This is a genomic window from Hydrogenivirga sp. 128-5-R1-1 (genome assembly GCF_000171895.1).
On sequence record NZ_ABHJ01000001.1, the window covers coordinates 169,119 to 192,998 of the forward strand.

Consider the following 23,880-nt stretch of genomic DNA (forward strand, 5'->3'; position numbering starts at 1 on the left):
TGCCGATTACATTCTCAGAGCTATGCTGAGCAGAGTTGAGTCGGGGGAAATCTTACCGCTCCTCCAGGAACTCGGCATTGACCTTTCCCTGAACCCGGAGGTCAACTTTGAGGACGTGATAGCCATGATCATGGGGGAGTTCGGGGGACAAACCCCTTCAGAGGAGGCGGACACTCAGCAACCCCAAACCCTAAATCAAGAGCAGAGCATACCTCCAGAGATCCTCAGGCTGATCAAAGCCTTCATGAACTCAGAGCTCAGCACTGAGGGACACGATGAGAAAACACCCCAGGGACAGAGCCGTATCACCGCCGAGGGCAGGTATGGGACTGTGGAGGGGCTTGCCTCCGCAGGAGTGTCCGCACCGGCACAGGTGAACGAAGAGGAAGTGAAAATAAACGCTGACAACGCTAACAAGGGCTTGTCCCAGACACAGGAAACCCACACCGAAGGTGTCTATCCTGATGAAGAGGGCGTTCACGTGAAAACCCTCATACAGGAGCCTGCACCTCAGAACGAGAAAGTCCAACCCAGAGATCCAACACTCCCAAGGGAACATTATAGGAGGGATCAGGAGCAGGTCACGGACGGCAGGGCTCCCGAAACGGTAGAAGAGCTCAGCGTTAGCGCGGAAAGGGAAGATAGAAAGAATGCTCTGAAAATAGCCCCCGAGGGGAATGCCCCCATTAAAGCAGATGAGTCAGAGCCGAAGGTTCAGGAGCCGAAGGAGATCAAACACAGGATAACGGAGAGCACTCCCGAAAAGGAAACGCTAAAGGAGTCCCTGCAGGGTGAAAAGCCGCAGAGGGAGCTAAAGCCCAGAGGCACAGAGGTTACGCTGGGCAGTGAAGCCGAAGCCAAAACCAGCCCGGCAAAAAGGCAGCGAGAGGTAGAGGCGGTTAAGACTAAAGGGGAAAGCTCTCTGGAGTTTAAAAGGGACGGCGCAGCCTTCTTTTCAAGCGTGGGAGACACCAGCGTAGCGGAGGAAGAGGCTGTGCAGGTTCACCGCAGGGAGCACACCTACCAGCCACCGGGAAAACCCGAGGTCAAACACATAAACGTGAGGTTTGAGGACGCACACCTTAAGTTCAAGTTCCAGAGCGAGAGCCTCAACGTTGATATACGGATCAACCAAGACATACAGAGGCACCTGTCCTACTTAGACGTCCAGAGGTTGAGCAGAAACCTGGAGAGTCTCGGGATAAGCCTGGAGAGCCTCAAGGTTAACGGGAGTGAGCTTACAGGTAAGGGTTCAAGGGGCGGAAAGCGCTCCGAGCGGGTTAACATAAAGGAAGAGGATGGAGTTGATAAGAAAGTTCTTCGTAGCTCTTCTGATAGTCCTAATCTCAACCTACTCCTATAACGCGGAGCAGACTAGAAGCCCGGAACTCGCAAAGAGGTACTTTGAGGAGGGTGTAGAGAGCCTCAAGATACTCAACTATCTGGACGCCCTCGTTTACTTTTCCAGAGCTTACAGCGTGAACCCTAAGTCCTATTACGGGGAGCTCTCCTACCTTTACCTCGGTAAGAGCTACGCCTTATACTCTTACGCCTTCGGCAGTAAGAAAGGTGTTCTCGCCGCCATAGGCTACCTGAATCAGTATCCCTTTCACTACAAAGTCCCGAGGTTCATCTACACCCAGCGAGAGTTCATAGGCGATTCTTACCTGCTTCTCCAGTGGTACGCCACGGCAAAGAACATATACGCAAACCTCTACGGGGAGACGGAGAAGGTAGAGTACATGATAAAGTACGGCTACGCCGCGTCCCTTGACGGAAGCATAGAAGGCTACAACTACCTGAAGAAGCTTGACACGGAAGGAGTCCCAGAGGACTACCTTGACATATACTACATGACCCTAGGCTTCTACAACTTCAACTTAGGAAGGTACCGCCTCGCCGTTGAGTACCTCGCCTACGCCATGAACACGAACACCTACCTGAGAGAAGACCCCCACCTCCTATTCAGGATGGGCGTAGCCCACTACAAGCTCGGGGACTGGAGAAAAGCCCTTCTGTACTTAGAGCTCAGCCTGAAGAAGGACACCCTCAAGTTCTACAAAGACAAAGCCAACTTCTACCTTGCAAGAATAAACCTTGAGACCAAGAACTTCAGGGAAGCCTTCGCAAATTTAAAAAAGCTAACCGAAGAGGACAAGCTCTTCTACAACAAGCTCTCGCAGACTCTCTTCTCTTCCCTCTGGCTATACGATGAGTTCCTCAAAGTCTACGGGGAGAAGCTCGGTAATTACAGAGAGAAGCTTCTCCAGCTCGGGTGGTTGAACGTGGAGGACATATACGGGGAGATCCCAGCCCTCGGAATATACTACCTGTCCCTCAAGGAGAAGAGTCTGAACGACGAGGAGAGAGAGTTTCTTAGGGTAAAGGAGCTTACCCTAAGGGAGTTCGTCTTTGAGAACGAGCTCTTCACCTTTGACAGGTACGTTGAGAAGGCGAGGGAACCCCTGAAAAACTTTGCGTTCTTCAACAGGGGGGACGCTGAGTTCCTGAACGAACTATTTAAGACCAACCGAAGCAGCTACTTCAAAATTTACGGCACGCCGGCGGGCATGGAGCTCCTCGCAAGGTCTATGGTCTTCTTGGGAGACAGGAAGGTGGTCAAGGTCTTACCCTACGTGAAGGACGAGGGCGTATACAAGTTCCTATACGCACAGCTGAGCCTCATAGAAGGGAACAGGGAGGAGGCTGTTAAGTACCTTCTTGAGAGTCTGCCCCTGCTCAAGGGGGAAGACCTCCTTGAGGCAAGGCTGCTGAGCGCATACCTGCAGGACTCTCCGGAGGAGCTGGAAAAAGTCCTCGCAGAGGTTGACTTCAAAAGGGAAAGGTTCTCCCACTACGCACCCCTCGTACTTACGAAGGTCGCCGACCTGTATTACGATAGAGGAGACCTCAGGAAAGCCCTCAGATACTACCGGCGGGTGGCTGAGTTGTATGCGGAAGGGGATAACTACTGGTGGGCTATGTTCAGGGTGGCGGTCATAAGTGAGAGACTGAAGGATTCCGAAACGCTAAAATGGGTTGTAAAGCGGGCGAAAGAGGAAGATAATATATGGAGCAAGGTTATCAGGAGCCTATGGGAGGGCTGAGTTGGACCTGTTTAAGGGCATAAGGAAGGTAGAGCCTCGTGTTGACTTTACCTGGAAGAGGCACAAGGTCATACTGAGCAACATAGCCAACGCGGACACACCGAACTACAGGGCGAAAGACCTGCAATTCAAGGACGAGGTTGACAGGATACCCCTAAAGACAACGAGCAGAAAGCATATAAAGCCCTCCGGAGGAGAGGGATTCAAGGTTGTGGAGGTGAAGAGGAACCTCGTGGGGAACGACAGGAACAACGTTAGCGTGGAAGAGGAGATGGCTAAGCTAACCCAGAACAGGATAGCCTACGAGGTCTACATGAAGATGATATCGGGCAACATAAACAAGCTCAACAACATCATAAGGGGTGGTAGGAGATGAACGACCTCTTCAGAACCTTTGAGATAAGCGCCTCAGGCATGTACGCCCAGAGGTTAAGGATGAACACCGTAGCGTCCAACCTTGCAAACTACGAAGCTTACAAGCAAACAGGTGAACCCTTCAGAAAGCTGGAGGTAGTCTTCCAGGCTATATACAACCCCGAGAGGGTAAAGAAGGGAGAGATACCCGTCGCTGTAACCCAGATAAGGGAGTCCGACGCCCCCTTCAAGGTCATTTATGACCCCGACAACCCAAGGGCTGACGCAAGGGGATACGTCAGACTACCCAACGTTGATCTCGTTAAAGAGATGGCGGACATGATATCCGCCGTGAGAAGCTACGAAGCAAACCTTAACGCCTTCAACCTCACGAAGGATATGGCTAACAGAACCATAGAGCTATGGAGATAGGTGGAATAAATTACAGAGCCTTTGAGACCTTCCTTAAGGAGAAGGGAAGGGAAGTAAAGAGCCCCGAAGATTTTGCCGACGCCCTGAAAGAGTTCGTCCTGTGGGTAAACTCCCAGCAGGAGAACGCAAAGAACGTTAAGGAGGCGGTACTCAGAGGTGAAGATGTGCCGCTCCACAGGATGGTCATAGAGTTTGAGAAGGCGGGAGTGGCTCTAAACCTCATGATAGAGGTTAGAAACAGACTCCTTGAAGGTTATCAGGAGCTCCTGAGAATGCAGGTGTAAGATGGCAGACCTCAACAGCACCCTCAAGAACATTCAGGAACGTTTCTCGGCTATGCCCCTCTCTCAGAAGGCTCTCGTGGTGGGTCTGCCGGCGGTCATTTTCTCCCTCCTCGTTACCGTACTCATATACTCCCTGCAACCGGACTACGCAGTTTTATACAGCAACCTCAGCCCTGAGGATATGAACGCCGTCCTCACCGAGCTTGACAAGGAGGGTGTGAAGTACAAGGTGGGCAGAGACGGGAGGACTATCCTCGTCCCGGAGAACAAAGTGAGGGATGTGAGGCTCAAGCTCGCAGCCAAGGGAATACCCAACAAGGGTGTGATAGGTTACGAGCTCTTTGACAAGAGCACCATAGGTCTATCGGAATTTCAGCAGAGGGTAAACTTCAAAAGGGCTATAGAGGGAGAGCTCGTCAGGACTATCCTCAGGTTCAAGAACATAGAGGACGCCCGTGTCCACATAGCCCTGCCGGAAAAGTCCATCTTCCTCAGGGACGAAAAGGAGCCGAGCGCGTCGGTGTTCATAAGGCTCAGACCGGGTGCTGAGATAACGGAGGAGCAAGTCAAAGCTATAAGGAACCTTGTTGCGGCGAGCATTGAGAACCTGAAGCCAGAGAACGTGGTCGTCATAGACGACAAGGGGAGGAACCTTACCGCAAACCTGGACGAAGGTAAGGAGGAGATATCCAACAAGCAGTTGAAGATAAGGAGAGAGTTTGAGAGGGAGATAGAGAGAAAGGTTCAGACGGCGCTGGAAGAAGCCCTCGGATACGGAAACGTCAAGGTTAGGGTGTCCGTTGAGCTGGACTTCACAAAGGTTCAAAGGCGGGAGGAGACCTACGACCCGGACATGACCGCCGTGGTGAGCGAGCAGAAGAGAAAGGAGAAGACCACCGGAGCTCCGGTGGGGGGCGTGCCCGGAGCAGCTGCCAACATACCCCCCGGGACGGGAGCGGTTCAGGGACAGGGTGGAACTCTAACCGAGAAGAAGGAGACCATAACAAACTACGAGGTCAGCAAGAAAGAGGTTATCTCGGTGGACAACACCCTCAAGATAAAGCGCTTGAGCGTGGGCGTGATAATCAATAAAGAACTCAAGGACGTGAACGAGGAGAGCATAAAGAAGATAGTCTCTGCGGCGGTGGGACTTGACCCCAAGAGGGGAGACACCCTGTCCGTGGTTGCGGTACCCTTCAAGAAGCCAGCCATAGCCGAGGAGATGGGACCCCCCATACCAACCTGGAAGAAGTTCCTCATACCCGGCGTAGTGGGTGCAGTTATGGCACTGCTTCTGGTGTTCGGACTGCTCAGGTTCTTGAGGAAAAAGGAAGCCCCTGCCCCGGTGGCGGTTGAGGTGTCCGCCGAAGAGGTTGCGACCATAAGCGGTGCCGAGGCTCTGAGGGAGACCGCAAGGGAACTGGAGATAGTTAAGACCATAACGGAGGTCGCGAGGAAGGAACCAAAGAAGGTGGCAGCGATGTTGAAGCTCTGGCTCAGAGAGGAGTGACTACCCTCTCTTCCTCTCTATGGCCACCCTGTTTATATCTATAGGATACTCGTTACTGAAGCACGCATCGCAAAACTCCTTCCTGTCTTTAACACAGCCCCTCAAACCTTCCAGGGAAAGGTATCTAAGAGAGTCAACCCCTATAAAGTTTCTGATGTCCTCAACGGACATCTGGTTCGCTATGAGCTCCTCCCTGGTGGGCGTGTCTATGCCGTAATAGCAGGGTCCCACGACGGGCGGCGAGGCTATCCTCATGTGTATCTCCTTAGCCCCGGCACGCTTGAGCATGTTCACGATCCTCTTGGAGGTGGTTCCCCTTACGAGGGAATCGTCTATAACCACGACCCTCTTTCCCTTCAGGACAGCCCTGTTGGGACTCAACTTCATCAGGACCCTCAGGTTTCTGAGCTCCTGGGTGGGCTCTATGAAGCTCCTGCCAACGTAGTGGTTCCTTATCAACCCCATCTCAAAGGGCATCCCACTCTCCTCAGCGTAGCCGAGCGCCGGAACGACGCCGGAGTCAGGAACGGGCACCACGACATCAGCTTCAACCTCGTCCTCGCGGGCGAGCTGTCTCCCCAGCTCCTTCCTGACGTTGTATGCCCACTCTCCAAATATGTAGCTGTCGGGTCTTGAGAAGTAGACGAACTCAAATATGCACTGAGCCCTCCTTTCCTGCTGGAAGGGGAAGTAGCTCCTTATGCCGGTTTCGTCCACAACTATGACCTCTCCGGGCTTGACCTCCCTCCAGAACTCAGCCTCAAGGATGTCAAAGGCGCAGCTTTCGGAGGCGAAGAGCAGCGTTTTTCCCTTTCTGCCTATGCTGAGGGGTCTGAACCCGTAAGGGTCCCTCCCGGCTACGATCCTGTCCCCATACAGCATCAGGAAGCTGTAAGCTCCCTCAATCCTTTTCAGGGAGTACAGAAGGCGGGGCATAAATTCCACATCCCTGGGATGTAGCCTGATCCACGGAGGGACGTACTCCTCTCCGTTCTCAAGGAGTGCAAGAAAGAGCTCCGTGTCCGAGCTGTAGGAGAGCTCCACGCCCCTGCTCTGGAGTTCTTCTCTCAGGCTCACGTAGTTCACTATGTTCCCGTTGTGCACCACAGCCATCCTGCCAAAGGGTGTGTCCCTAACTATGGGCTGGGCGTTCGTTGCCCCGGAGTCTCCTGCGGTGGAGTACCTGACATGGGCTATGGCGTTGTTGCCCTTCAGAAGGTTGAGTTCTTCCTGTTTTATAGCCTCAAGAACCCTTCCAGCCCTCCTCACCGTCCTTATGTCCTTACCATCCCAGCTGCTTATACCCACGCTCTCCTGACCACGATGCTGGAGGGAGTATATCTGGAGGAAGGCGTACTGAGAGGCATGGGGGCTGTTGAAAACTCCTGCAATACCACACATGGCGAACGTATTAAATATACATCACCTACCTGAGCTGAACAGATATATTCTTGAGGGTTCCCTTAAGCGTAAGAGTTCCCAGGTTTCCCCTGAAGCTCGCATCAAGGGAGGAGTTAGCCAGCTCCTTCTTCAGCTTTATCCTCCCGCCACCCGTAAGGGTCATTCCAGCATAGTCTATGACTCCCTTGAAGCTCTCGCCCGTAAACTCAAGCTCTATCGCGTCAACGCTCACACCCCTAAGGCTGAGCCCCTCCAGCCTCAACCTTCCCCTCACGCCTTCGGAGATAACGAGACGCCCTTCCGCCCTCTTCACGAGCCCGGAGCAGGTGAAGTTTTTGATCTCCAGGCTCAAACTCCCGCTCATCCGGGCGAGGAGGCTACCGCCCTCACAGGTGCCCAGCATCTTCACACCTACAGGGTAAAGCCCTAAGCTGAGCCTATCAAAGCGAAACACGGACATTGAGCCGTACAGGACTCTCACCCCTTCCAGAGAGAAACCCAGGGCGCCCTCCTCTACCCTGTCCGCAAAGAGGTGGACGTTCCGCTGGGAGAGGAGCTTGTCCAGGAGCACGGACTTGGGAACCGCAAAGAGTAGTGATACAAGGAATATTGTTATTGTAACCAGCAGGAAGATAAAGACCTTAAAAATAGAAGTCCTCCTCATCCTCCTCTTCTTGCTCTTTCTTCTTTTTCTCCTCAAGCATCTTCTTGATTTTCTCCGAGAGTTTTCTGTGCTCCTCGGTTATCTTCGTCAGCTCCTCGGGAGAGGACACCACATAGGGGGTTATGAAGATAAAGAGGGTGGTCTTGTCCTTCTGCTTGACGTCCCTGCGAAAGAGCCTGCCCAGAATGGGGATCCTCCACAGCCCCGGAACGCCCTCCATAGTTTTCAGGGTCTTCGTGCTCACGAGCCCGCCCAGTATGACTGTCTGCCCGTTCTCTATGACCACGTCCGAGTTAACCTCCCTGTTTGATGTAACGGGAACGGTGTAGCTGGTCGCCCCTATTTCGTTGGTCACGAAGTCTATGATCTCCTCAAGGTTGAGACCTATCGTCAGCCTGAGGTTGTCCCCGGATATGCGCGGCGTGACGTTCAGCTCAAGCCCGACCTCCTTGTAGTCGTAGGTTATTATGGGCTGTCCGTTTATATCAAACTTGACGCCTTCGGCGTAGGGTACCACCTGACCCACCTTTATTATCGCAGGCTGGTTGTCAAGGGTGAGGACGCGAGGGTTTGAGATTATGTTAAAGCCTGAACCCGTCTCAAGGAGCGAGAACAGGAGGACGAGGTCTGGGAAGAAGAAGGTCGCATCACCGACGGTCACCGTCCTGCCAACGTCGGAGAAAACACCCATCAGGAAGTTCCCGGAAGCGAAGGAACTGTATATGTTGGAAAGCGATGTGCCCCTGAAGCTCGCCCCTCCTCGCTTCCCGAGGATCTGCCACCTTACGCCTATATCAAGGAGGCTCTTGGTTGAAGCCTCCACTATAGTTGCCGCTATGAGAACCTGCTTCCTCCTGACGTCCAGCCCCGATATCAGGCTCCTTATACCTTCGTACTCACTCTTGGTAGCGTAAAGTATCACCGAGTTGGTTCCCCTGTCAAAGCCTATCTTCATTCCCTCCTTGGTAGTTATGAAGCCTATCTTCTTGACAACCTGCGTCCTGACGTTACCCTGAGGCTTCCTCTGAGGGCTACCTCCCTTCTTCTGGGTTCTCTGCACGGGTCTGTTCACAGCCCTGCTGACGCGACCCCTACCGCCACCGAGGAGACTCTGGAGACTCTCGGCGATCTCCTCCGCCGATATAAACTTGAGGGGTATTATGTAAAAGCTCCTCACCTCGGATACGACCTCTCGCGTGTCTATCTCGGAGATTATCTCCTCTATTACGCCGTGGGCTTCCGCAGGGGCAAAGACAACGAGGGCGTTCGCCTCGTCGCTTGAAGAGACCACGAGGGGGATTCCAAACCTCTTGCTGAAGACGGAGTTCAGGGGTGTCACCAGTTTAACCGCATCCTTAACGGAGAGGTGCCTGAGCCTGTAAACCCTGACCTCTCCCTCTATACCGCTCCTGTCAAGGCTTGACAGTATCCTCCTCGCCTTATCTATGTTCTCCCCCACGTCCGCAATTATGAGGGAGTTTGAAGGACTGTGCATGGAAACCCTCGCGAAGGGTGATAGAAAGGGTCTCACAGCGTTCATGACGGTCTGGGCATCGGCATACCTTAGGTTGAAGACGAGGACAGCGAGCTCCCCCTCAGCGGGCTTCCTCTTGAACTTAGCCACCGTGACAGCCTCGTTCACGGGCAGAACTTTGACGGTCTTCTTACCTTCAACCACGCCGTACCCCTGCATGAACAGGGCGGAGGTAAAGACGTCCCAGGCTTCCTTGAGGCTAAGGGGCTTTGAGAATACGAGCGTGACCTTACCCCTGACCGCCGGATCAACCACGACGTTCTTGCCCACAAGCTCCCCCATGAAGAGGGCGAGCTCACCTATGTCGGTGTTCTGAAAGTTGAGGACGACCTCCCCCTTCCTTTTGGCCTCCTCGGCGAGGCTCTCTAAGTCCAGCCCCTCCTGGGAGAAGCAAAACCCGAGGACGATAAGCAGGACGACCAAGACCTTCCCCATATCTTTCCTGCAGAGTATTATATTCCAAGGCACTCTGTGAATTTACCCAAGACCCTATATTAATAACTATGAACTGCAAACTTGAGCTTGAGACCCTCTACGAGGTGAGCAGGATACTCTCGGGTAGTCTCAACCTGGAGCAGACCGTCCCCTACGTCCTGAGGCTCCTTAAAAAGCTTCTGGGCTTTGACAGGGTTACCCTGACCCTGCACGACCCCTCTACAGACCAGATAGTTGTCAGAGCTACGTCCTCCGGCAGGTTTCCAAAGGACGGCTTCAAGAAAGGAGAGGGAATAACAGGCAAGGTGTGGAAGCACGGTGTTCCCATAGTTATACCCGACATATCCCAGGAGCCCGAGTTCTTAAACAAGCTGTGGAAGAGGAAGAACCTGAAGAAGAAGAAGGTAGCCTTCATAGCGGTGCCCATAAAGAGCGGCGGAAGGGTGGTCGGTGTCCTGAGCGTGGACAAGGAGGTCTCCGGCAGGGAGTCCCTTGACGACTACACGAGGCTGCTGAACATGATAGCTACACTGATAGCGAACAGCTTCTCCCTTGAGAGAAAAGTTGAAGAGGAGAAGAAAGCCCTTGAGGACGAGAAGAGAGCCCTTGAGGCTGAGCTCAGGCGTATATACGACGAGCTCCACGTTGAGGGAATAGTGGGAAGGAGCAGGGAGATATTGGGTGTCCTTGAGATAGTCCACAGGGTAGCCCCCACAAGTGCGACCGTCCTGCTGAGGGGAGAGAGCGGTGTTGGCAAGGAGGTGTTCGCGAGGGCTATTCACTTCCTCAGCCCGAGGGCTGACAAACCCTTCATAGCGGTAAACTGCGGTGCAATACCGGAAAACCTCCTTGAGGCTGAGCTCTTCGGGTACGAGAAGGGTGCCTTTACGGGCGCTTACTCGTCAAAGAAGGGCAAGTTTGAGCTCGCAAACGGGGGAACCCTGTTCCTTGACGAGGTGGGCGAACTGCCCCTGCACCTTCAGGTAAAACTGCTGAGAGTCCTCCAGGAGAAGGAGGTGGAGCGTCTCGGGAGCTCAAAACCTGTAAAGGTTGACGTCCGCATAGTCGCCGCAACGAACAGAGACCTTGAGAACATGGTCAGGGAAGGCAAGTTCCGGGAAGACCTATACTACAGGCTCAACGTAGTCCCCATATTTATACCGCCTCTGAGAGAGCGCAGGGACGACATCCCCGTCCTCGTCCAGCACTTTCTGGAGCGCTTCAAGAAAGAGTACGGGAAAGAGGTGAGCATATCCGCCGAGGTCATGGACGCCTTCATGGAGTACGAGTGGAAAGGGAACGTTCGGGAACTCCAGAACATACTGGAACGTATGGTCATACTTGACAGCGACGGGAAGCTAACCGAGGAAGACCTGCCCCCTGAGCTCAGAAGGAAGAAGGAAGAGAGGAAGACCCATAGACCTATCTTCACAAACGGAGAGTCCATCTGGGACGTGGAGAGACAGCTCATAGAGAAAGCTCTTGAGGACAGCGGGTTCGTCATAAAGGAAGCCGCAAAGCGGCTTGGAATGACACCCCGTCAAGTAAGTTACAGAATTCAGAAGTACGGGATAAAATTACCGAGATGAGTAAACCCGTTCTGAGCAGGATACTCCTCTATCCCATAAAGGGGCTTGACCCCGTTGAGGTGAAGTGTGCACGCCTGACTCCTTCGGGCTCGCTGCTTCACGACAGGGAGTTCGCCCTCTTTGATGAAGAGGGTAACGTGGTGAGCGGTAAGCGCGAGAAGAAGATACACCGCATAAGGAGCGAAATTGATCTTGACACGGGCGTGGCACTGTTCAGGTACGAAGGGAAGAGCTACGAGTTCACGCTGGAGGAGGTCAAGGCTATAGAGGACTTCTTCTCAGAGGTGTTCGGCTACAGGGTTTACCTCCGCAGGTCTACGGAGGGATTTCCCGACGACAGGAAGGCTCACGGACCCACTATAGTTAGCAGGGCTACCCTCAGAGAGGTGGGGAGATGGTTCGGGCTTGAGGAAGAAAACGTTAGGAGACGCTTTAGAGCAAACCTTGAGATAGAAGGCGTCCCTCCCTTCTGGGAAGACTCCCTCGTGGGAGAGGACTCTCCAAAAAAGTTCTACATAGGCGAGGTTATCTTCTCAGGGGAAGGCATATCAAAGAGGTGTCCCGTCCCAACGAGAGACCCGTACACCGGCGAAGAGCTGAGAGGCTTCGTCAAAAAGTTCATAGAGAAACGTAAGGAAACCCTGCCCCCCTGGTCACCCCGCGGAAGGTTTGAAGACACCTTCTACAGGCTCTGCCTGAACACCTCTGTGCTTAAGGGAGAAGAGCTCAGCGTGGGCGACGAGCTAACACCTTTACCCTGACCCCCGCGTACTTCAAGTCCGGCTCCTTAGAGTATGGGTCTGCCCTGTCGGTGGTGAGCAGGTTCGTTGGTTCCCCGAATTCTAAGGGATAACCGAAAGGCGTGAAGAGACTTCCCCTCTTGACGTTACCGAACCTAACCACCCTGAGAACTTCCCTACCTCTGGAAGTTAAGACTACCTCGTCCCCCTCCTCCAAGCCCAGTTCCCCTGCGTCTGCAGGATTCATAAGCACGAAGGGTGGGATCTCACCCTTGAGCAGCTCCGGGCTCTTGCCCGTTCTCGTCATTGTGTGCCACTGGTTCTTGAGTCTCCCCGTTATAAGGATAAACTCCCCTTCTTCTCTTGCCACGTCAAAGAACGCTGGGTGGAACCTCGCCCTACCACTCTCGGTGGGGAATCTCAGCCCTCCATAAAGCCACCTGCTGCCCCACTTAGCGGGGAGCCTGTCGTAGGACAGATCGCTGATGTCACAGAGCCTACCCCTCGTGGCTTCCCTGAACTCCTCAAACACCTGAGACGGGGAACTATAAGGAAAGAGGTGCTCCGCACCCATCACCTTTGCGAGCTCAGTAAATATCAACCAGTCCGGCTTTGACTCTCCATAGGGCTCAGAGAACTTCTCGCAGAAGGTTATCGTCCTGTCGGAACCCGTCATAACGCCCTCCTTCTCCCCCAGCTGGGCTGCTGGAAGCACGAGGTTGGCGAGCTGAGAGGTGTCGTTGAAGTATGAATCCTGAACTACGAGGAATACCTCCCTCAGAGCCCGGCGAACCTTATCGGAGTTCGGCAGAGAGATCGCGGGGTTCGTGCACACCACCCAGAGGAACTTTAACCTTCCCTCAAGGGCGAGGTCTATCGCCTCCGTTATGGTGGGACCCGGCTCGGGCTTTATGCCTTCAACCCCCCAGAATTTCTCCATAAACTCTCTGTCCTCCTCATTCCGCACGTCCCTGTATCCGGGAAGTCCGTTGGAGAGGTAGCCTACCTCCCTTCCACCCATGGCATTTGGCTGACCCGTCAGGGAGAAAGGGCACCCCCTTTCGTTCAGTCTGCCCGTTGCTAGGTGGAGGTTTATAAGGGCTAAGTTCTTCATGGTGCCGTTGACTGACTGGTTAAGTCCCTGACACCAGAAGGATATGAGCTTCCTGCTCTGGGCAAAGAGTTTGGCGACGAGGTAAACGTCCTCAGCCTTAACGCCACAGATACTCTCCGCAACGTCTGGAGGAAAGTTCTTAGCCTGCTGAAGAGCTTCCTCAAAGCCCTCTGTGTATCCTTCAACGAAGGAAAAGTCTATCCAGCCTTCCTCGTGCAGGACATAGAGGACGGAGTTCAGGAACACCGTATCCGTGCCCGGGTTTATCTGTATGAAGAGGTCGCTCTTCTTGGCGGTCTCGGTCTCAACGGGGTCTACGGTGATGACCACCATCTGCTCCGTTTCTCTCCTCCTCTTCAGAACCCTCTTAAAGAGGACAGGGTGCGCTATGGCAGCGTTTGAACCTATGAAGAGGAAGGCATCTGCATCGTCTATGTCCTCGTAGGTACAGGGCGGTCCGTCGGAGCCGAAGGCGAGCTTATAGGCGGCAACGGCGGTAGCCATGCACAGTCTTGAGTTGGCGTCTATGTTGTTGGTCTTAAGGAAACCCTTTACAAATTTGTTGGCTACGTAGATGTCTTCCGTAAGGAGCTGCCCCGAGAGGTAGAAGTAGGTCTCCTCCGGTTTCAGAGAGGAGAGCCTCTCCCTGAGGATAGCGTAAGCTTCCTCCCAAGTGACCTCCCTGAACTCTTCATCCTTGCTCTCCCTGTAAAGAGGCTTACCCACCCTGCCTTTGTCAAGTACCTTTGTCAGGTATATGGGCTTCTTGCATATATCCCCGCGGTTTGCAGGGTGCTCAAAGTCTCCCTTTATCTTTCCCCTCTCGTCAATGTAAAGACCACAACCTACACCGCAGTAAGGGCACTGAAAGTTCTTCATCCCGCTATCTCCATGACCACTCTACCGCTCTTAGGGTCTATACCAACGAGCTGCTCTTTCTCGTAGTCGTAGCGCACGTGTGCCCACTCCATCCACTGGGCATGGAGGAACTTGACAATAAGGAGACAGAAGACCGCAACACCCCCAAAGAAGGCGAAAGCAAGGCTGTAAGAACCGGTCGCTTCAAAGACTATACCGTTCACGGTGGGCAGGTAGAAGCCCCCTATACCTCCCGCCGCACCTATAAGACCTGTCATCAAGCCCGTCTGGTAGGGCCACCGGTGAGGGACCAACTGGAATATGGCTCCATTTCCGAGTCCGTAGAAGATATAAAGAGCGAGGAACATGACCAGACCGAGCAGGAAGGGCGGTGTGAAGAAGGCGAAGAGTCCATTCACGAGGGCTATGCCTCCGAGGAAGTATATCAGGGCGGTCGCACCGCTCACCCTGTCGGCTATGTGCCCACCGAGAGGTCTTATCATGGCTCCCGTGAAGGCGAGCAGGGACATCAGGGCACCCGCCTCTATCTTAGACACTCCGTAGACGTCCCTAAGCAACATCGCTATGTAAGAGGACATTCCCACGAACCCACCGAAGGTTATTGAGTAGGCGAGCATGAGAACCCATGTGTCCCTCTCAAGGAAGACCTTCTTAAAGGAAAGCGGCATCAGGAGTATGGCAAAGCCGGCACCGAGGAGGGGAATGAGCAACTTGCCGACATTTCCCGCCACTCCAAACCAGCCCTTGTAAAAGGCTAAGGATATGAGAGCCATGAAGCCGAGCGTAAGGAAGAAGGCAATAAAGGGATAAGCCCTATTCCCCTCGGACTTCTCAGTCCTGTCCTCAGCCCACAGCACCACAAATATAAGAGCCACCAGCAGGAGCACTCCCGAGAGGACGAAGGTCTTCTCCCAGCCTATCGCCTTAGCGATCGGAGGGAAGAGGACCCCGTCAAGGACAGCCCCTATGTTCCCAGCGGCTGCGAGCCCGAGGACTAAACCCTGAACCTCCCTCGGGTAGTTGCTGCCGGCCATGGGCAGGGCTATGGCGAAGCTCGCACCGGCGACACCAAGGAACACGCCCATCCAGAGCAGGTCTTCGTAAGACACGCTGAACCCTCTGAGGAGCATGTAGGTGTTGGGAACTAAGGAGAGCAGTATGCCCATAACTGCTATGTACTTTCCCCCGACAAACTGGAACATGTGCCCGAAGTTTATGCGGAAGATGGCAGCGGCTATGACAGGTATCGCAACCATGAAGCCCTTCTGGGCTCCTGAAAGACCGAAGTGCTCGGCTATGAAGGGTCCAAGGGCACCGAGGAGCAGCCATATACTGAAGGAGTGGTCAAAGTATATGAAGCTGGCGAAGAGAGCCTTGGGATTGCCTCTTCTGACGGCAGAGATGAGTTCGGAAAACAGGTTCACAGACCCTCCTCCTTCGTCCTTATAGTCCATACCTTGGATATGTTGCAAACGAAAACCTTGCCGTCTCCGTAAGCGCCCGTCCTGGAAGCCTTCGTCACGGTGTCTATGACCTTGTCAACGTCCTTATCCTCAACCGCTATCATAAGGAGGGTTTTGGCGAGTTCGTCGTAGGCTGTCTGCCCCACCTGTACACCGCCTTCCTTACCCCTACCGACAACGTCCCACATGGTCATCGCTTTGAAGCCCTTTTTCTCAAGAGCCTTAACCACATCGTAGGACTTCTCGGGTCTTATAACCGCCTTAACGAGCTTCATGACGCTATCCTCCTCTTCAGAACACAGAAGAAATACCTTTCCATCTCCGTAAGCACCCGTGTGGGCGCTCTCTATGACAAGATTGACCACATCATCAACCTCTCCCTCCTCGGGAAATATGGAGAAGGCTCTTTTGGGCAGGAAGGGCATTAATACCTTCTCCCTTATCAAGCCCTTGTATCTGAGTCCTCCCTCCTTTCCGCGCCCCTTTACGCTCCAGGACACGTAGGGCACTCCTCTATCCGAGAGGGCTCTCCTCAGATCGTAAGACCTTTCCTTCCTTATGATCGCAAGGAGCTCAACCATACCACCCTTACATTTGCAAAAACCGTGCCACACAGGAGGATTTAGGGTGTAGGGTTCGGTGGGGAGCGACTACAGACTTGTATCTTTCAGGACGAGCTCCACGCCTTCTTTAACACTCGTGCACCGCCCGTGGGAGTAGAGAAGGACACCTGCGGTGTAGACAGCCCAGTTGAAAAACTCACCTCTCTCCTCGCCCTCAATTATCCTCCTGTTTAGCTCAACCGAGTCTTCAAGGACGTTGTCGGTGTGAACGCTTCTGGGCATGGCGAGACCGAGCTCTCCGGGACTGACCGACTCAAGCTCCTCTCCCTTCCTCTTTATGTAGGTGGGTCTGTCGGGCAGGGGCTCAATACCACCCTCAAGCCCCTTTATTATCGTGTAGTCCTCAAAACCGAGGAGTTCCAGAAGTTCAGCATTCTTCTCAAAGTAGGGCTTGTGGAATATGGAGACCACCACCCTTTTCGTCCCGAAGGGATTTAGGAACTTCTCTACCGTATTTATCAGACTCCTGAAGCCGAGCTCCCTGCGGAGAGGCATGAGATCGTGAAGCGCGGGGGCATAGTCTCTCTGGTCGCAGAAGTGAACGTTCAGCTCCACACCCAGCGCACTTACAACTTCGTAAAGAGTAACTCCCTCCTTGGTGGGGGTTCTGAGGGCGAAATGGTTGGTGAAATCAAGACCGAGTTTGGAACATAGCCATAGGGCGGAGGGAAGTATGTACAGAGTCCTGTTCTTCCCATCGTAGTTGAGGGCGAGGTCAAGAGCCTCAGGCTTTTGAGGGGGAAACTCCATCTTCTCCCTTATAGACCTAAATACACCCAGAAGCTCCTCCCCGGTCTCCCCCTTTATCCTCATGGCGGTTAGGAATGCGGAAATCTTTACGTCCGAGAGCTTACCCTCAAGGATGTCAGCAAATATCCCGTAGGCTTCCTCCTCCGTTAAGTCCTGAAGGTTCTCCTTCAGTCTGGTGAGCTTCTTAAAAACGCCGTCAACGGAGTACATACTTAAAGTGTAACCGGAAGGCCGCCTTTACAGAAGGTTTCAAGTCGCTTCTTTATGCCCACCACATCTCCCACCACCATGACGGCGGGAGTGTTGACCTCCGGTGGGTTTTGGGATAGTTCTTTAAGGGTTGTAAAGACCTCCCTCTGGTCGGTAGTAGTTGCCTTCTCTATGAAGGCTACCGGCTGGTCTGGGTCTCTGCCTGCCTCTATCAGTTCCCTCGCTATCTTCTGCCTGTTCCTAACGCCCATCAAGATTATCAGGGTGTCCACCTTGACGAAGTCAGCCCAGTTTATACCCCTGTTCGGATGACCGGTTATCACCGCAAAGGAGGAGGCTAACTCCCTGTGGGTTATGGGAATTAGGGCAGAGGAGGGCGCAGCGACAGCCGAGGTTATGCCGGGCACCACCTCAACCTCAACCCCTCTTTCCCTTAAAAACAAAAGCTCCTCTCCGCCCCTTCCGAAGACGAACGGGTCTCCACCTTTCAGACGGACAATTTTGTCGTAAACGCCTGCAAATTTGTAGAGTAGCTGGTTTATCTCCTCCTGCGGGAGGGTGTGTCTGCTGTCCCTCTTGCCCACGTATATCTTCAGGCAGTCGGGTCTGGTGATGTTCAGGATGTCTTTGTTCACAAGGGCGTCGTAGAGTACCACATCCGCGCTCTGGAGGAGTTTGTAGGCTTTTATGGTAAGGAGGTCAGGGTCGCCGGGACCCCCACCTACGAGATAGACCTTTCCCATATCAAGCTACCTTCTTCACCGCTTCAGCGGTCTCTTCAACCTCTTTCTTCCTGTGAGTTAGGTAAAGTCCCATTCCCGTGAGCGTGAAGCCCGCTATGAGGTTGCCTATGGTCACGGGTATCTGGTTCCAGAACCACCAGTCGTAGAGGGTTATGTCGGCGCCGAAGAGCATACCCGTGGGCATCAGGAACATGTTAACGACGGCGTGCTCAAATCCGAGAGCGAAGAATGTGAGTATGGGAAACCACATCGCCGCTATTTTACCTATGACGTGCTGGGCAACCATCGCCATAACTGCACCTATGGTCACCATCCAGTTACAGAGTATCGCCTTGACTATCGCCACCGTCCAGCCGTCCACGAAGCCGAGCTTTGCATACCCGAGGGTGTTCGCCTCCGCAACCTTGGCTATCATCTTACCCACCACCGGTTCGGGAACGGCTCCCATCTTTGTTGCAGCTATGTAAAAGAGAAATCCGTAGAAAAAGGTTCCGAATATGTGACCGATGTAAACCCAGAACCAGTTGTAGAGCATACGACCGAAGGTCGTCTTCTTCTCAAGAACCGCAAGAGGAACGAGGGCAAAGTTTCCCGTCACAAGCTCCAGCCCCAAGAGAACTATCATAACAAAGCCCAAAGGAAAGACCAGAGAACCCACTATCCTCATGTCCGACTGGGCTATCGCTGAGAAGGCAACGGTGACCGCATACCCCAGCAGTGAACCAGCCAAGAAACCCCTTATAAGCAGGTCTTTAGCGGAGAGGCTGGCTTTGTAGGCTCCCGCCTGAATCATGTTCTCCACTACCGCCTCCGGCTTGACGTATCCCATCTCTTACCTCCTTTCTATGAGATTTAAAGATTGTGAGCTTCTCCAAAGCGGGTGCCATCATCGTCAAAAGGTGCAAGAAGTGTGCCATATTGGGTTGTGGTCGGACGGATGGGAGTATAAAGAAAATGATGAAGGTTATAAGAAGGAATAGGAACTTAACGAGAGACGGGTATCTGAAGTCCTAAGCGATAGCAAAGGATTTGGACGAGGATAGATACCCGCTTGTTAGGCAACGGACACATATCATAAGTCTCCTTTCCAAAGCACTTTACCAAATATATTATCCGGAAAAAGTCCAATAACAGCTTTCTTCAAAAGCAAATTTTTGGTCTTTGTATTTCTTTCAAGTAAATATCTTATAATAACTTCCCCAGGATCATTAGAATATAATTGATAAACGCTTTTTGGAATTGTCCTCTTAAGAAAGTCTATTGGCCTACCTTTGTACCCATTCTCAATTCTTCTATGAGCTCTATACGGAAAGTTAATATTTTCATCTTCTACATAGAAATGCCAAATATCAAAGTCCTTTATGCCCACTTTCGGGTTGAGGTAATGGGAGGCTGCTCCCTGACATAAAACTATTCCGATTAGCGAGTTATAGTAAGCTTCCTTTAAATGAGGATTTCTTTTAAAAAATTCTTCATGTTCTCTAAATCCTAAATACTTTAACTTTTTCAAGTCATTTATTTTAAGAGGCTCATATAGTCTTTCTATATTACCTGTCATAATTTTTCCTCCTTTGGCTGTCGCCCAATTCGTTCGTAACCGACCTGTTCATATATACCACCAATTTTGAAAGATATGCGAACTGTTCGCATATAAACTCATCTATGTGACTATTATTTCTTTCTACTCTGATGCTCACATTTCATCTCCCACTGATTGTAGGGAATAAGGCTTATCACATCTTTTACAGCAGAGGTTTCGTCTCCCTCAGCCAATTTGTAGATTCCCATGCCTAATATTATAGAAAACTATACAGTTCTCAACCTACATCAACAAACCCTCCCAAAAACCAAGAACTAAACCCCCACGCCCAAGCCTATTATCACAGCCTTCAGGGCGTCAACGCCGACTCGGTGGGCGAACTGGGCGAAGGTCTCGCCGTCTTGCCTGTTTTCAAGATAGTAGTTGACCAGAAGCTCCGTTGCCTCCTCAGCCTTGTCCAAGGGAAGTCCCTGAACCACCTTGAAGCCCTCAAGGTCTGTTGAGCCTCCTGCGAAGATGTCCACCGCAAGGACTGCCTCGTCATCTATCTTGGTCTTGGTTCCCACAAAGCCTATATCCGCACAGCCGTGCTGACCGCAACCCTTAGCGCAGGCAGACCAGTGCATCCTGAGAGGTGTGTCCAGTTTAACCCTTTCGGCAAGGTAGTGGGCAACCCTCACTGCATCGCTCTTGTTGGGTATCACACCGAAGCCACAGGTATCGCTACCCGCACAGGCTATAAGGTGAGTCATGAAAGGCGAGCTGGTGGTGGGATACTTCTGGAAGAACTCCTCTTTGAGCAGTGCGTCAAGGTTCTCTTCGGGAACGTTGGGAATGTAAAGGTTCTGATAGACCGTGAGCCTGAGCTCCCTGCTTCCGTATTTCCTTGCCAGCTCTGCGGCGGTTCTGAGGTCTTTAGCCTTTATCTTACCCGCAGGGACTATGGCGGACACCGCAAAGGTGCCGTTCCTGAGATTAATAATCCCTTCCCTCTCACCTCTGGCATTCACGAGGTCTTGACCCTTGGAGGGTAGAGGCTTGTAAACCCTCTGCTCCATCTCCTCTCTGAACCTGTCCACGCCCCACTCCTGCAGGAGGAAGAAGAGCCTGTTCTTAGACCTGTTGTCCCTATTACCGAAGGTGGTGTATATATCAAATACGACCTTACATATATCGGGTGCCTCGTAAGGTTCTACGAAGACGTCCATGTCCACACCCTTCACAGATCCACCCGAACCTATCTTCCCTCCTAAGTAGAGGTTAAAGCCAAGCCTTCCGTCCTTCTCAGCGAGATAGAGACATATATCGTTGAACTGGGCGTTTATGGAGTCGGTTTGAGAGCCTAAGACCGCCACGTTGAACTTTCTGGGCAGGTTGGCGTACTTCTTCTTGCCGAGGAAAACCTTGGTTATCTCCTGAGAGAGCCTGACCGTGTCTATGAGAGAGTCCTCCGCAAGCCCTGTGAGAGGGTCTCCGGTAACATTCCTGATGTTGTCCATACCCGTCTGGAGGGTGGTGAGTCCCACGCTGTTTAGAGCCTCCAGTATCTCTGGCAGGTTCTTTAGCTCTATCCACCTTATCTGGAGCTGTTGACGGGAGGTTATCTCCACCTCGCCCCTGCAGAACTTCTCCGATAGGTGAGAGACCACCTTAGCCTGTTCGTAGGTTAGCCTGCCGTTGGGAACCCTTATCCTCACCATGAAGTAGCCGGGAGTAGCCTTCCTGTAAAAGATTCCGTACCACTTGAGACGGACGTCCCTGTCGTCCTCGGGTATGTTCTCCCAGTTTCCGTCCTCAAAGTACTTCTTCATACGCTCCTTGAATTCCTCATCAAACGGGTGAAGCTCGTTCTTTATAACCTCAATCTTGTTGACCCTTTCGGGTTTCTCCTTTACGAACTGCTTAAGTATCTGTTCCACAAGCTCCTGACAGCTACCGCAGGAGGTTGATGCCTTGGTCTTCTCCTGTATCTCTTCAAGGGTCTTACAGCCCTCCTGTATGCACTTGACTATGTCTCCCTTGGTGACTGCGTTGCAGTTGCAGACTATATCCGTGTCCTTTAGCTCATCTACCTCCGTGAGGTCTTGCGGGACTATGTGCTTTATGAGGAAGAAGGGTCTCTCGTCGGATATGTCTTTGGCGTTCTTGATCAGGTCAAGGAGGTAGTTGTTGCCCTTTATGTCCCCATACAAAATTGTGCCTACAATTTTGTCCTCTCTAACAACTGCCTTCCTGTATATGCTCTTTCCGTTGTCAAGGAAGGATATAACCTCGTCGCCTTCTTTCTCAAGGAAATCCCCTGCGGAAAACAGGTTTATGCCCGCCACCTTGAGCATAGCGTAGGTGGTGGAACCCTCGTACTTCTTCTCGTTGCCGTGAACTACGTTGTGAGCGCAGACCTTAACCTGCTCCATTATGGGAGCCACCAAACCGAAGGTCTGTCCCCTGTGCTCTACACACTCACCAACCGCATAGACCTCGCTGGCGGAGGTCTCCATGTAGTCGTCAACCACTATGCCCTTGTTTACCTTCAGTCCGGAGTTTACCCCCACCTCGGCGTTGGGTCTTATCCCCGTCGCTATCACCACGAAGTCTGCGGGAAGCTCCTCCCCATCCGCGAACCTCACGCCTTCAGCCTTCTTGTCACCAAGTATCTCCTTGGTGTTCTTCTCTAAAAGGACGTTTATGCCCATGTTCTCAAGGTCTCTCTTGAGCAGGTCGCTGGCGGTCTTGTCAAGTTGCTGCTCCATAAGGGTGTCAAGGAGGTGAACCAGATAGACCTCAAGACCCACGTCCCTCAGAGCCTTGGCGACCTCTAAGCCCAACAGTCCACCGCCTATTACCACCGCTTTGTCCGAGACCCTTGCGTAATCAAGTATCTTGAAGACGTCACCTGCGGTTCTGTAAGTAAAGACTCCCTTCTTGTCCGTGCCCTTAATGGAGGGAGGTATGAAGGGTTTGCTACCTGTGGCGATTATAGCCTTGTCGTATCTGAAGAGCTCCCCCTCTTCAGTCACTAAGAGCTTCTTCTTAGGAAAGAGCCTATCAACCTTCTTTCCAACCTCAAGGCGAACGCCCCTTTCCTCGTACCACTGCCATCTCTTGATGTATATCTCGCTCAGGGTCTTTCTGCCCGCCAAAACGTCCGTTATCAGTATCCTGTTGTAGCCTATGTACTTCTCGTCTCCGAATACCTGTAACCTTACGTCCTTGCCGTCCGTCTCCTGGAGTATCTCCTCAACCAGCGCTGTTCCCGCTATCCCGTTTCCGATTATCACTATCTTCATCTTCCGTCCTCCTGAATGTAAAGTTGCAAGGAGCGTGCCAAAAACACACCTGAGTGAACGAGTGAAGTAAACGCCGGAGGCGTAGAGTAAAATAGATAAGAACTTTCGGCTGGAGGGAAAGGATGAAGCTTCAGATTGACAGGGAGGAATTTGAGGAGGCTCTTAAGAAGGCGAGAGAGGCTACCGAAAAGAAGTCAGCCCTGCCTATACTGACAAACTTCCTGCTTACCGCGGAGGGAGACAGGCTCGTCGTCAGAGCCACAGACCTTGAAAACTACCTCGTCCTGAGCGTGAAGGCTGACATAGAGGAGGGCGGTTCAGTCTGTGTTAGCTCAAGAAGTCTATCCGACATAGTGAGGAATCTGAACTCAGCTTTGCTTTACATAGAAACTGAGGGTGAAAAGCTCGTGATAACAGGCGGGAGGAGCAAGTTCAAGCTCCCCACGGTCTCGCCCGAGGACTTTCCTGAGTTCCCAGAGGTTGTGGAAGGTGAGGAGGCAATAAGCGGCAACCTAATACTCAAGGGCATAGCCAAGACCGAGTACGCAATTGCCAAGGAGGAGGCGAGGATATCCCTTCAGGGCATGTACATGAAAGGGCACGAAGGGAGGGTTCACTTCGTCGGTTCGGACGGGCACAGGCTCTCTCTCTTTGAACCCGAAGGGTCCTTCTCCTACGAGCTTCTCATACCGAGGAAGAGCCTGAAGGTTATCCAGAGACTCCTGACGGGCATAGAGGACGTCAGGGTGGCGAAGAGTGAGGACGGGAGCTTCGCCTACTTCACGAGCGAGGAGTGGAAGCTCATAGTGAGGCTCCTTGAGGGTGAGTACCCAGACTACCTTGCGGTCATACCCCACGAGTTCTCGGCGGAGGTGCTCCTGGACGTGGAGGAGACCAAGAGGGCTCTGAAGAGGCTCTCGGGGCTGGCTGAGGGCAAGGTGTTCCCCGTGAAGATAACCTTGAACGACAACCTTGCGGTGCTTGAGTTCATGGATCCTGAGTTCGGAGAGGGTAGAGAGGAGCTTGATGTTGACTACGTGGGGGAGACCTTTGAGATAGGGTTCAACGGCAGGTACATCCTTGAAGCCCTTGAAGCCCTTGATTCGGAAAAGGCTTGGTTCAAATTTACCACCCCAGATACAGCCGCCCTCCTTGAATCCGATGACTACGAGAGTGACCCTTACAGATGTATAATTATGCCGATGCGCGTCTAAAGGGGGA

At 52.7% G+C, this 23,880-nt stretch carries 20 protein-coding genes; 9 read left to right on the forward strand and 11 right to left on the reverse strand.

Features of this window, described 5'->3' with window-relative positions:
- The first annotated feature begins 22 nt into the window (after positions 1–22).
- From HG1285_RS16140 to fliF, 6 genes are read left to right on the forward strand one after another with little or no spacing between them, the layout of a single operon-like run.
- Positions 23–1,363, forward strand: a complete 1,341-nt coding sequence (locus HG1285_RS16140; RefSeq protein WP_008285968.1) for a hypothetical protein — start codon at positions 23–25, stop codon at positions 1,361–1,363.
- Positions 1,299–3,107: a tetratricopeptide repeat protein gene (locus tag HG1285_RS16135; RefSeq protein WP_008285969.1), complete on the forward strand. Its 1,809-nt coding sequence runs from the start codon at positions 1,299–1,301 to the stop codon at positions 3,105–3,107. The genes HG1285_RS16140 and HG1285_RS16135 overlap by 65 nt, the downstream gene beginning before the upstream one ends.
- A gap of 1 nt (position 3,108) precedes the next feature.
- A complete protein-coding gene (flgB, locus tag HG1285_RS16130; protein WP_008285970.1) occupies positions 3,109–3,483 on the forward strand; it encodes a flagellar basal body rod protein FlgB in 375 nt (124 codons plus the stop codon).
- A complete protein-coding gene (gene flgC, locus HG1285_RS16125; protein WP_008285971.1) occupies positions 3,480–3,893 on the forward strand; it encodes a flagellar basal body rod protein FlgC in 414 nt (137 codons plus the stop codon). Before flgB ends, flgC begins: the two co-directional genes overlap by 4 nt.
- Positions 3,884–4,177: a flagellar hook-basal body complex protein FliE gene (gene fliE / locus HG1285_RS16120; protein ID WP_008285972.1), complete on the forward strand. Its 294-nt coding sequence runs from the start codon at positions 3,884–3,886 to the stop codon at positions 4,175–4,177. The genes flgC and fliE overlap by 10 nt, the downstream gene beginning before the upstream one ends.
- Before the next feature lies 1 nt (position 4,178).
- Positions 4,179–5,687: a flagellar basal-body MS-ring/collar protein FliF gene (fliF, locus tag HG1285_RS16115; RefSeq protein ID WP_008285973.1), complete on the forward strand. Its 1,509-nt coding sequence runs from the start codon at positions 4,179–4,181 to the stop codon at positions 5,685–5,687.
- On the opposite strand, the gene purF is transcribed toward fliF, so the two are convergent.
- Genes purF through gspD form a run of 3 tightly spaced genes read right to left on the reverse strand, consistent with a single transcriptional unit; the run spans position 5,688 to position 9,721 of the window.
- Positions 5,688–7,088, reverse strand: coding sequence for an amidophosphoribosyltransferase (gene purF, locus HG1285_RS16110; RefSeq protein ID WP_008285974.1), 1,401 nt, complete (start codon positions 7,086–7,088; stop codon positions 5,688–5,690). It lies immediately after the preceding gene.
- 25 nt (positions 7,089–7,113) lie between these two features.
- Positions 7,114–7,788, reverse strand: a complete 675-nt coding sequence (locus HG1285_RS16105) for a hypothetical protein (RefSeq protein WP_008285975.1) — start codon at positions 7,786–7,788, stop codon at positions 7,114–7,116.
- Positions 7,730–9,721 carry a type II secretion system secretin GspD gene (gene gspD / locus HG1285_RS16100; protein ID WP_008285976.1) on the reverse strand — a complete coding sequence of 664 codons (1,992 nt, stop codon included), beginning with the start codon at positions 9,719–9,721 and terminating at the stop codon, positions 7,730–7,732. Before gspD ends, HG1285_RS16105 begins: the two co-directional genes overlap by 59 nt.
- 68 nt (positions 9,722–9,789) lie before the next feature.
- On the opposite strand from gspD, the gene HG1285_RS16095 reads away from it, so the two are divergent.
- The gene (locus HG1285_RS16095; RefSeq protein ID WP_008285977.1) at positions 9,790–11,310 is read left to right on the forward strand and encodes a sigma-54-dependent Fis family transcriptional regulator; all 1,521 of its coding nucleotides are present in this window, start codon (positions 9,790–9,792) and stop codon (positions 11,308–11,310) included.
- Positions 11,307–12,071 carry an MOSC N-terminal beta barrel domain-containing protein gene (locus HG1285_RS16090; protein ID WP_008285978.1) on the forward strand — a complete coding sequence of 255 codons (765 nt, stop codon included), beginning with the start codon at positions 11,307–11,309 and terminating at the stop codon, positions 12,069–12,071. Before HG1285_RS16095 ends, HG1285_RS16090 begins: the two co-directional genes overlap by 4 nt.
- On the opposite strand, the gene HG1285_RS16085 is transcribed toward HG1285_RS16090, so the two are convergent.
- The 8 genes from HG1285_RS16085 to HG1285_RS16055 all read right to left on the reverse strand — a co-directional run bounded on the left by HG1285_RS16085 (position 12,037) and on the right by HG1285_RS16055 (position 22,659).
- Positions 12,037–14,043: a nitrate reductase gene (locus HG1285_RS16085; RefSeq protein ID WP_008285979.1), complete on the reverse strand. Its 2,007-nt coding sequence runs from the start codon at positions 14,041–14,043 to the stop codon at positions 12,037–12,039. The genes HG1285_RS16090 and HG1285_RS16085 overlap by 35 nt on opposite strands.
- Positions 14,040–15,497, reverse strand: coding sequence for a nitrate/nitrite transporter (locus HG1285_RS16080; RefSeq protein ID WP_050777655.1), 1,458 nt, complete (start codon positions 15,495–15,497; stop codon positions 14,040–14,042). Before HG1285_RS16080 ends, HG1285_RS16085 begins: the two co-directional genes overlap by 4 nt.
- Complete coding sequence (locus tag HG1285_RS19020) at positions 15,464–16,087, reverse strand: P-II family nitrogen regulator (RefSeq protein WP_008285981.1); 624 nt, start codon at positions 16,085–16,087, stop codon at positions 15,464–15,466. The genes HG1285_RS16080 and HG1285_RS19020 overlap by 34 nt, the downstream gene beginning before the upstream one ends.
- Before the next feature lie 69 nt (positions 16,088–16,156).
- Complete coding sequence (locus HG1285_RS16075; RefSeq protein WP_008285982.1) at positions 16,157–17,089, reverse strand: anthranilate phosphoribosyltransferase; 933 nt, start codon at positions 17,087–17,089, stop codon at positions 16,157–16,159.
- 2 nt (positions 17,090–17,091) lie between these two features.
- Positions 17,092–17,832, reverse strand: a complete 741-nt coding sequence (cobA, locus tag HG1285_RS16070) for a uroporphyrinogen-III C-methyltransferase (RefSeq protein WP_008285983.1) — start codon at positions 17,830–17,832, stop codon at positions 17,092–17,094.
- Position 17,833: 1 nt separating this feature from the next.
- Positions 17,834–18,661, reverse strand: a complete 828-nt coding sequence (locus tag HG1285_RS16065) for a formate/nitrite transporter family protein (protein WP_008285984.1) — start codon at positions 18,659–18,661, stop codon at positions 17,834–17,836.
- Positions 18,662–18,904: 243 nt separating this feature from the next.
- Positions 18,905–19,390 (reverse strand): hypothetical protein, encoded by a 486-nt coding sequence (locus HG1285_RS16060; protein WP_008285985.1) that lies wholly within the window; start codon positions 19,388–19,390, stop codon positions 18,905–18,907.
- A 296-nt stretch (positions 19,391–19,686) separates the two neighbouring features.
- Positions 19,687–22,659, reverse strand: a complete 2,973-nt coding sequence (locus tag HG1285_RS16055; protein ID WP_008285986.1) for an FAD-dependent oxidoreductase — start codon at positions 22,657–22,659, stop codon at positions 19,687–19,689.
- Between the two features lie 122 nt (positions 22,660–22,781).
- Between HG1285_RS16055 and dnaN the strand changes: the two genes are divergently transcribed.
- The gene (dnaN, locus tag HG1285_RS16050) at positions 22,782–23,873 is read left to right on the forward strand and encodes a DNA polymerase III subunit beta (protein WP_008285987.1); all 1,092 of its coding nucleotides are present in this window, start codon (positions 22,782–22,784) and stop codon (positions 23,871–23,873) included.
- The last annotated feature ends 7 nt before the right edge of the window (positions 23,874–23,880 follow it).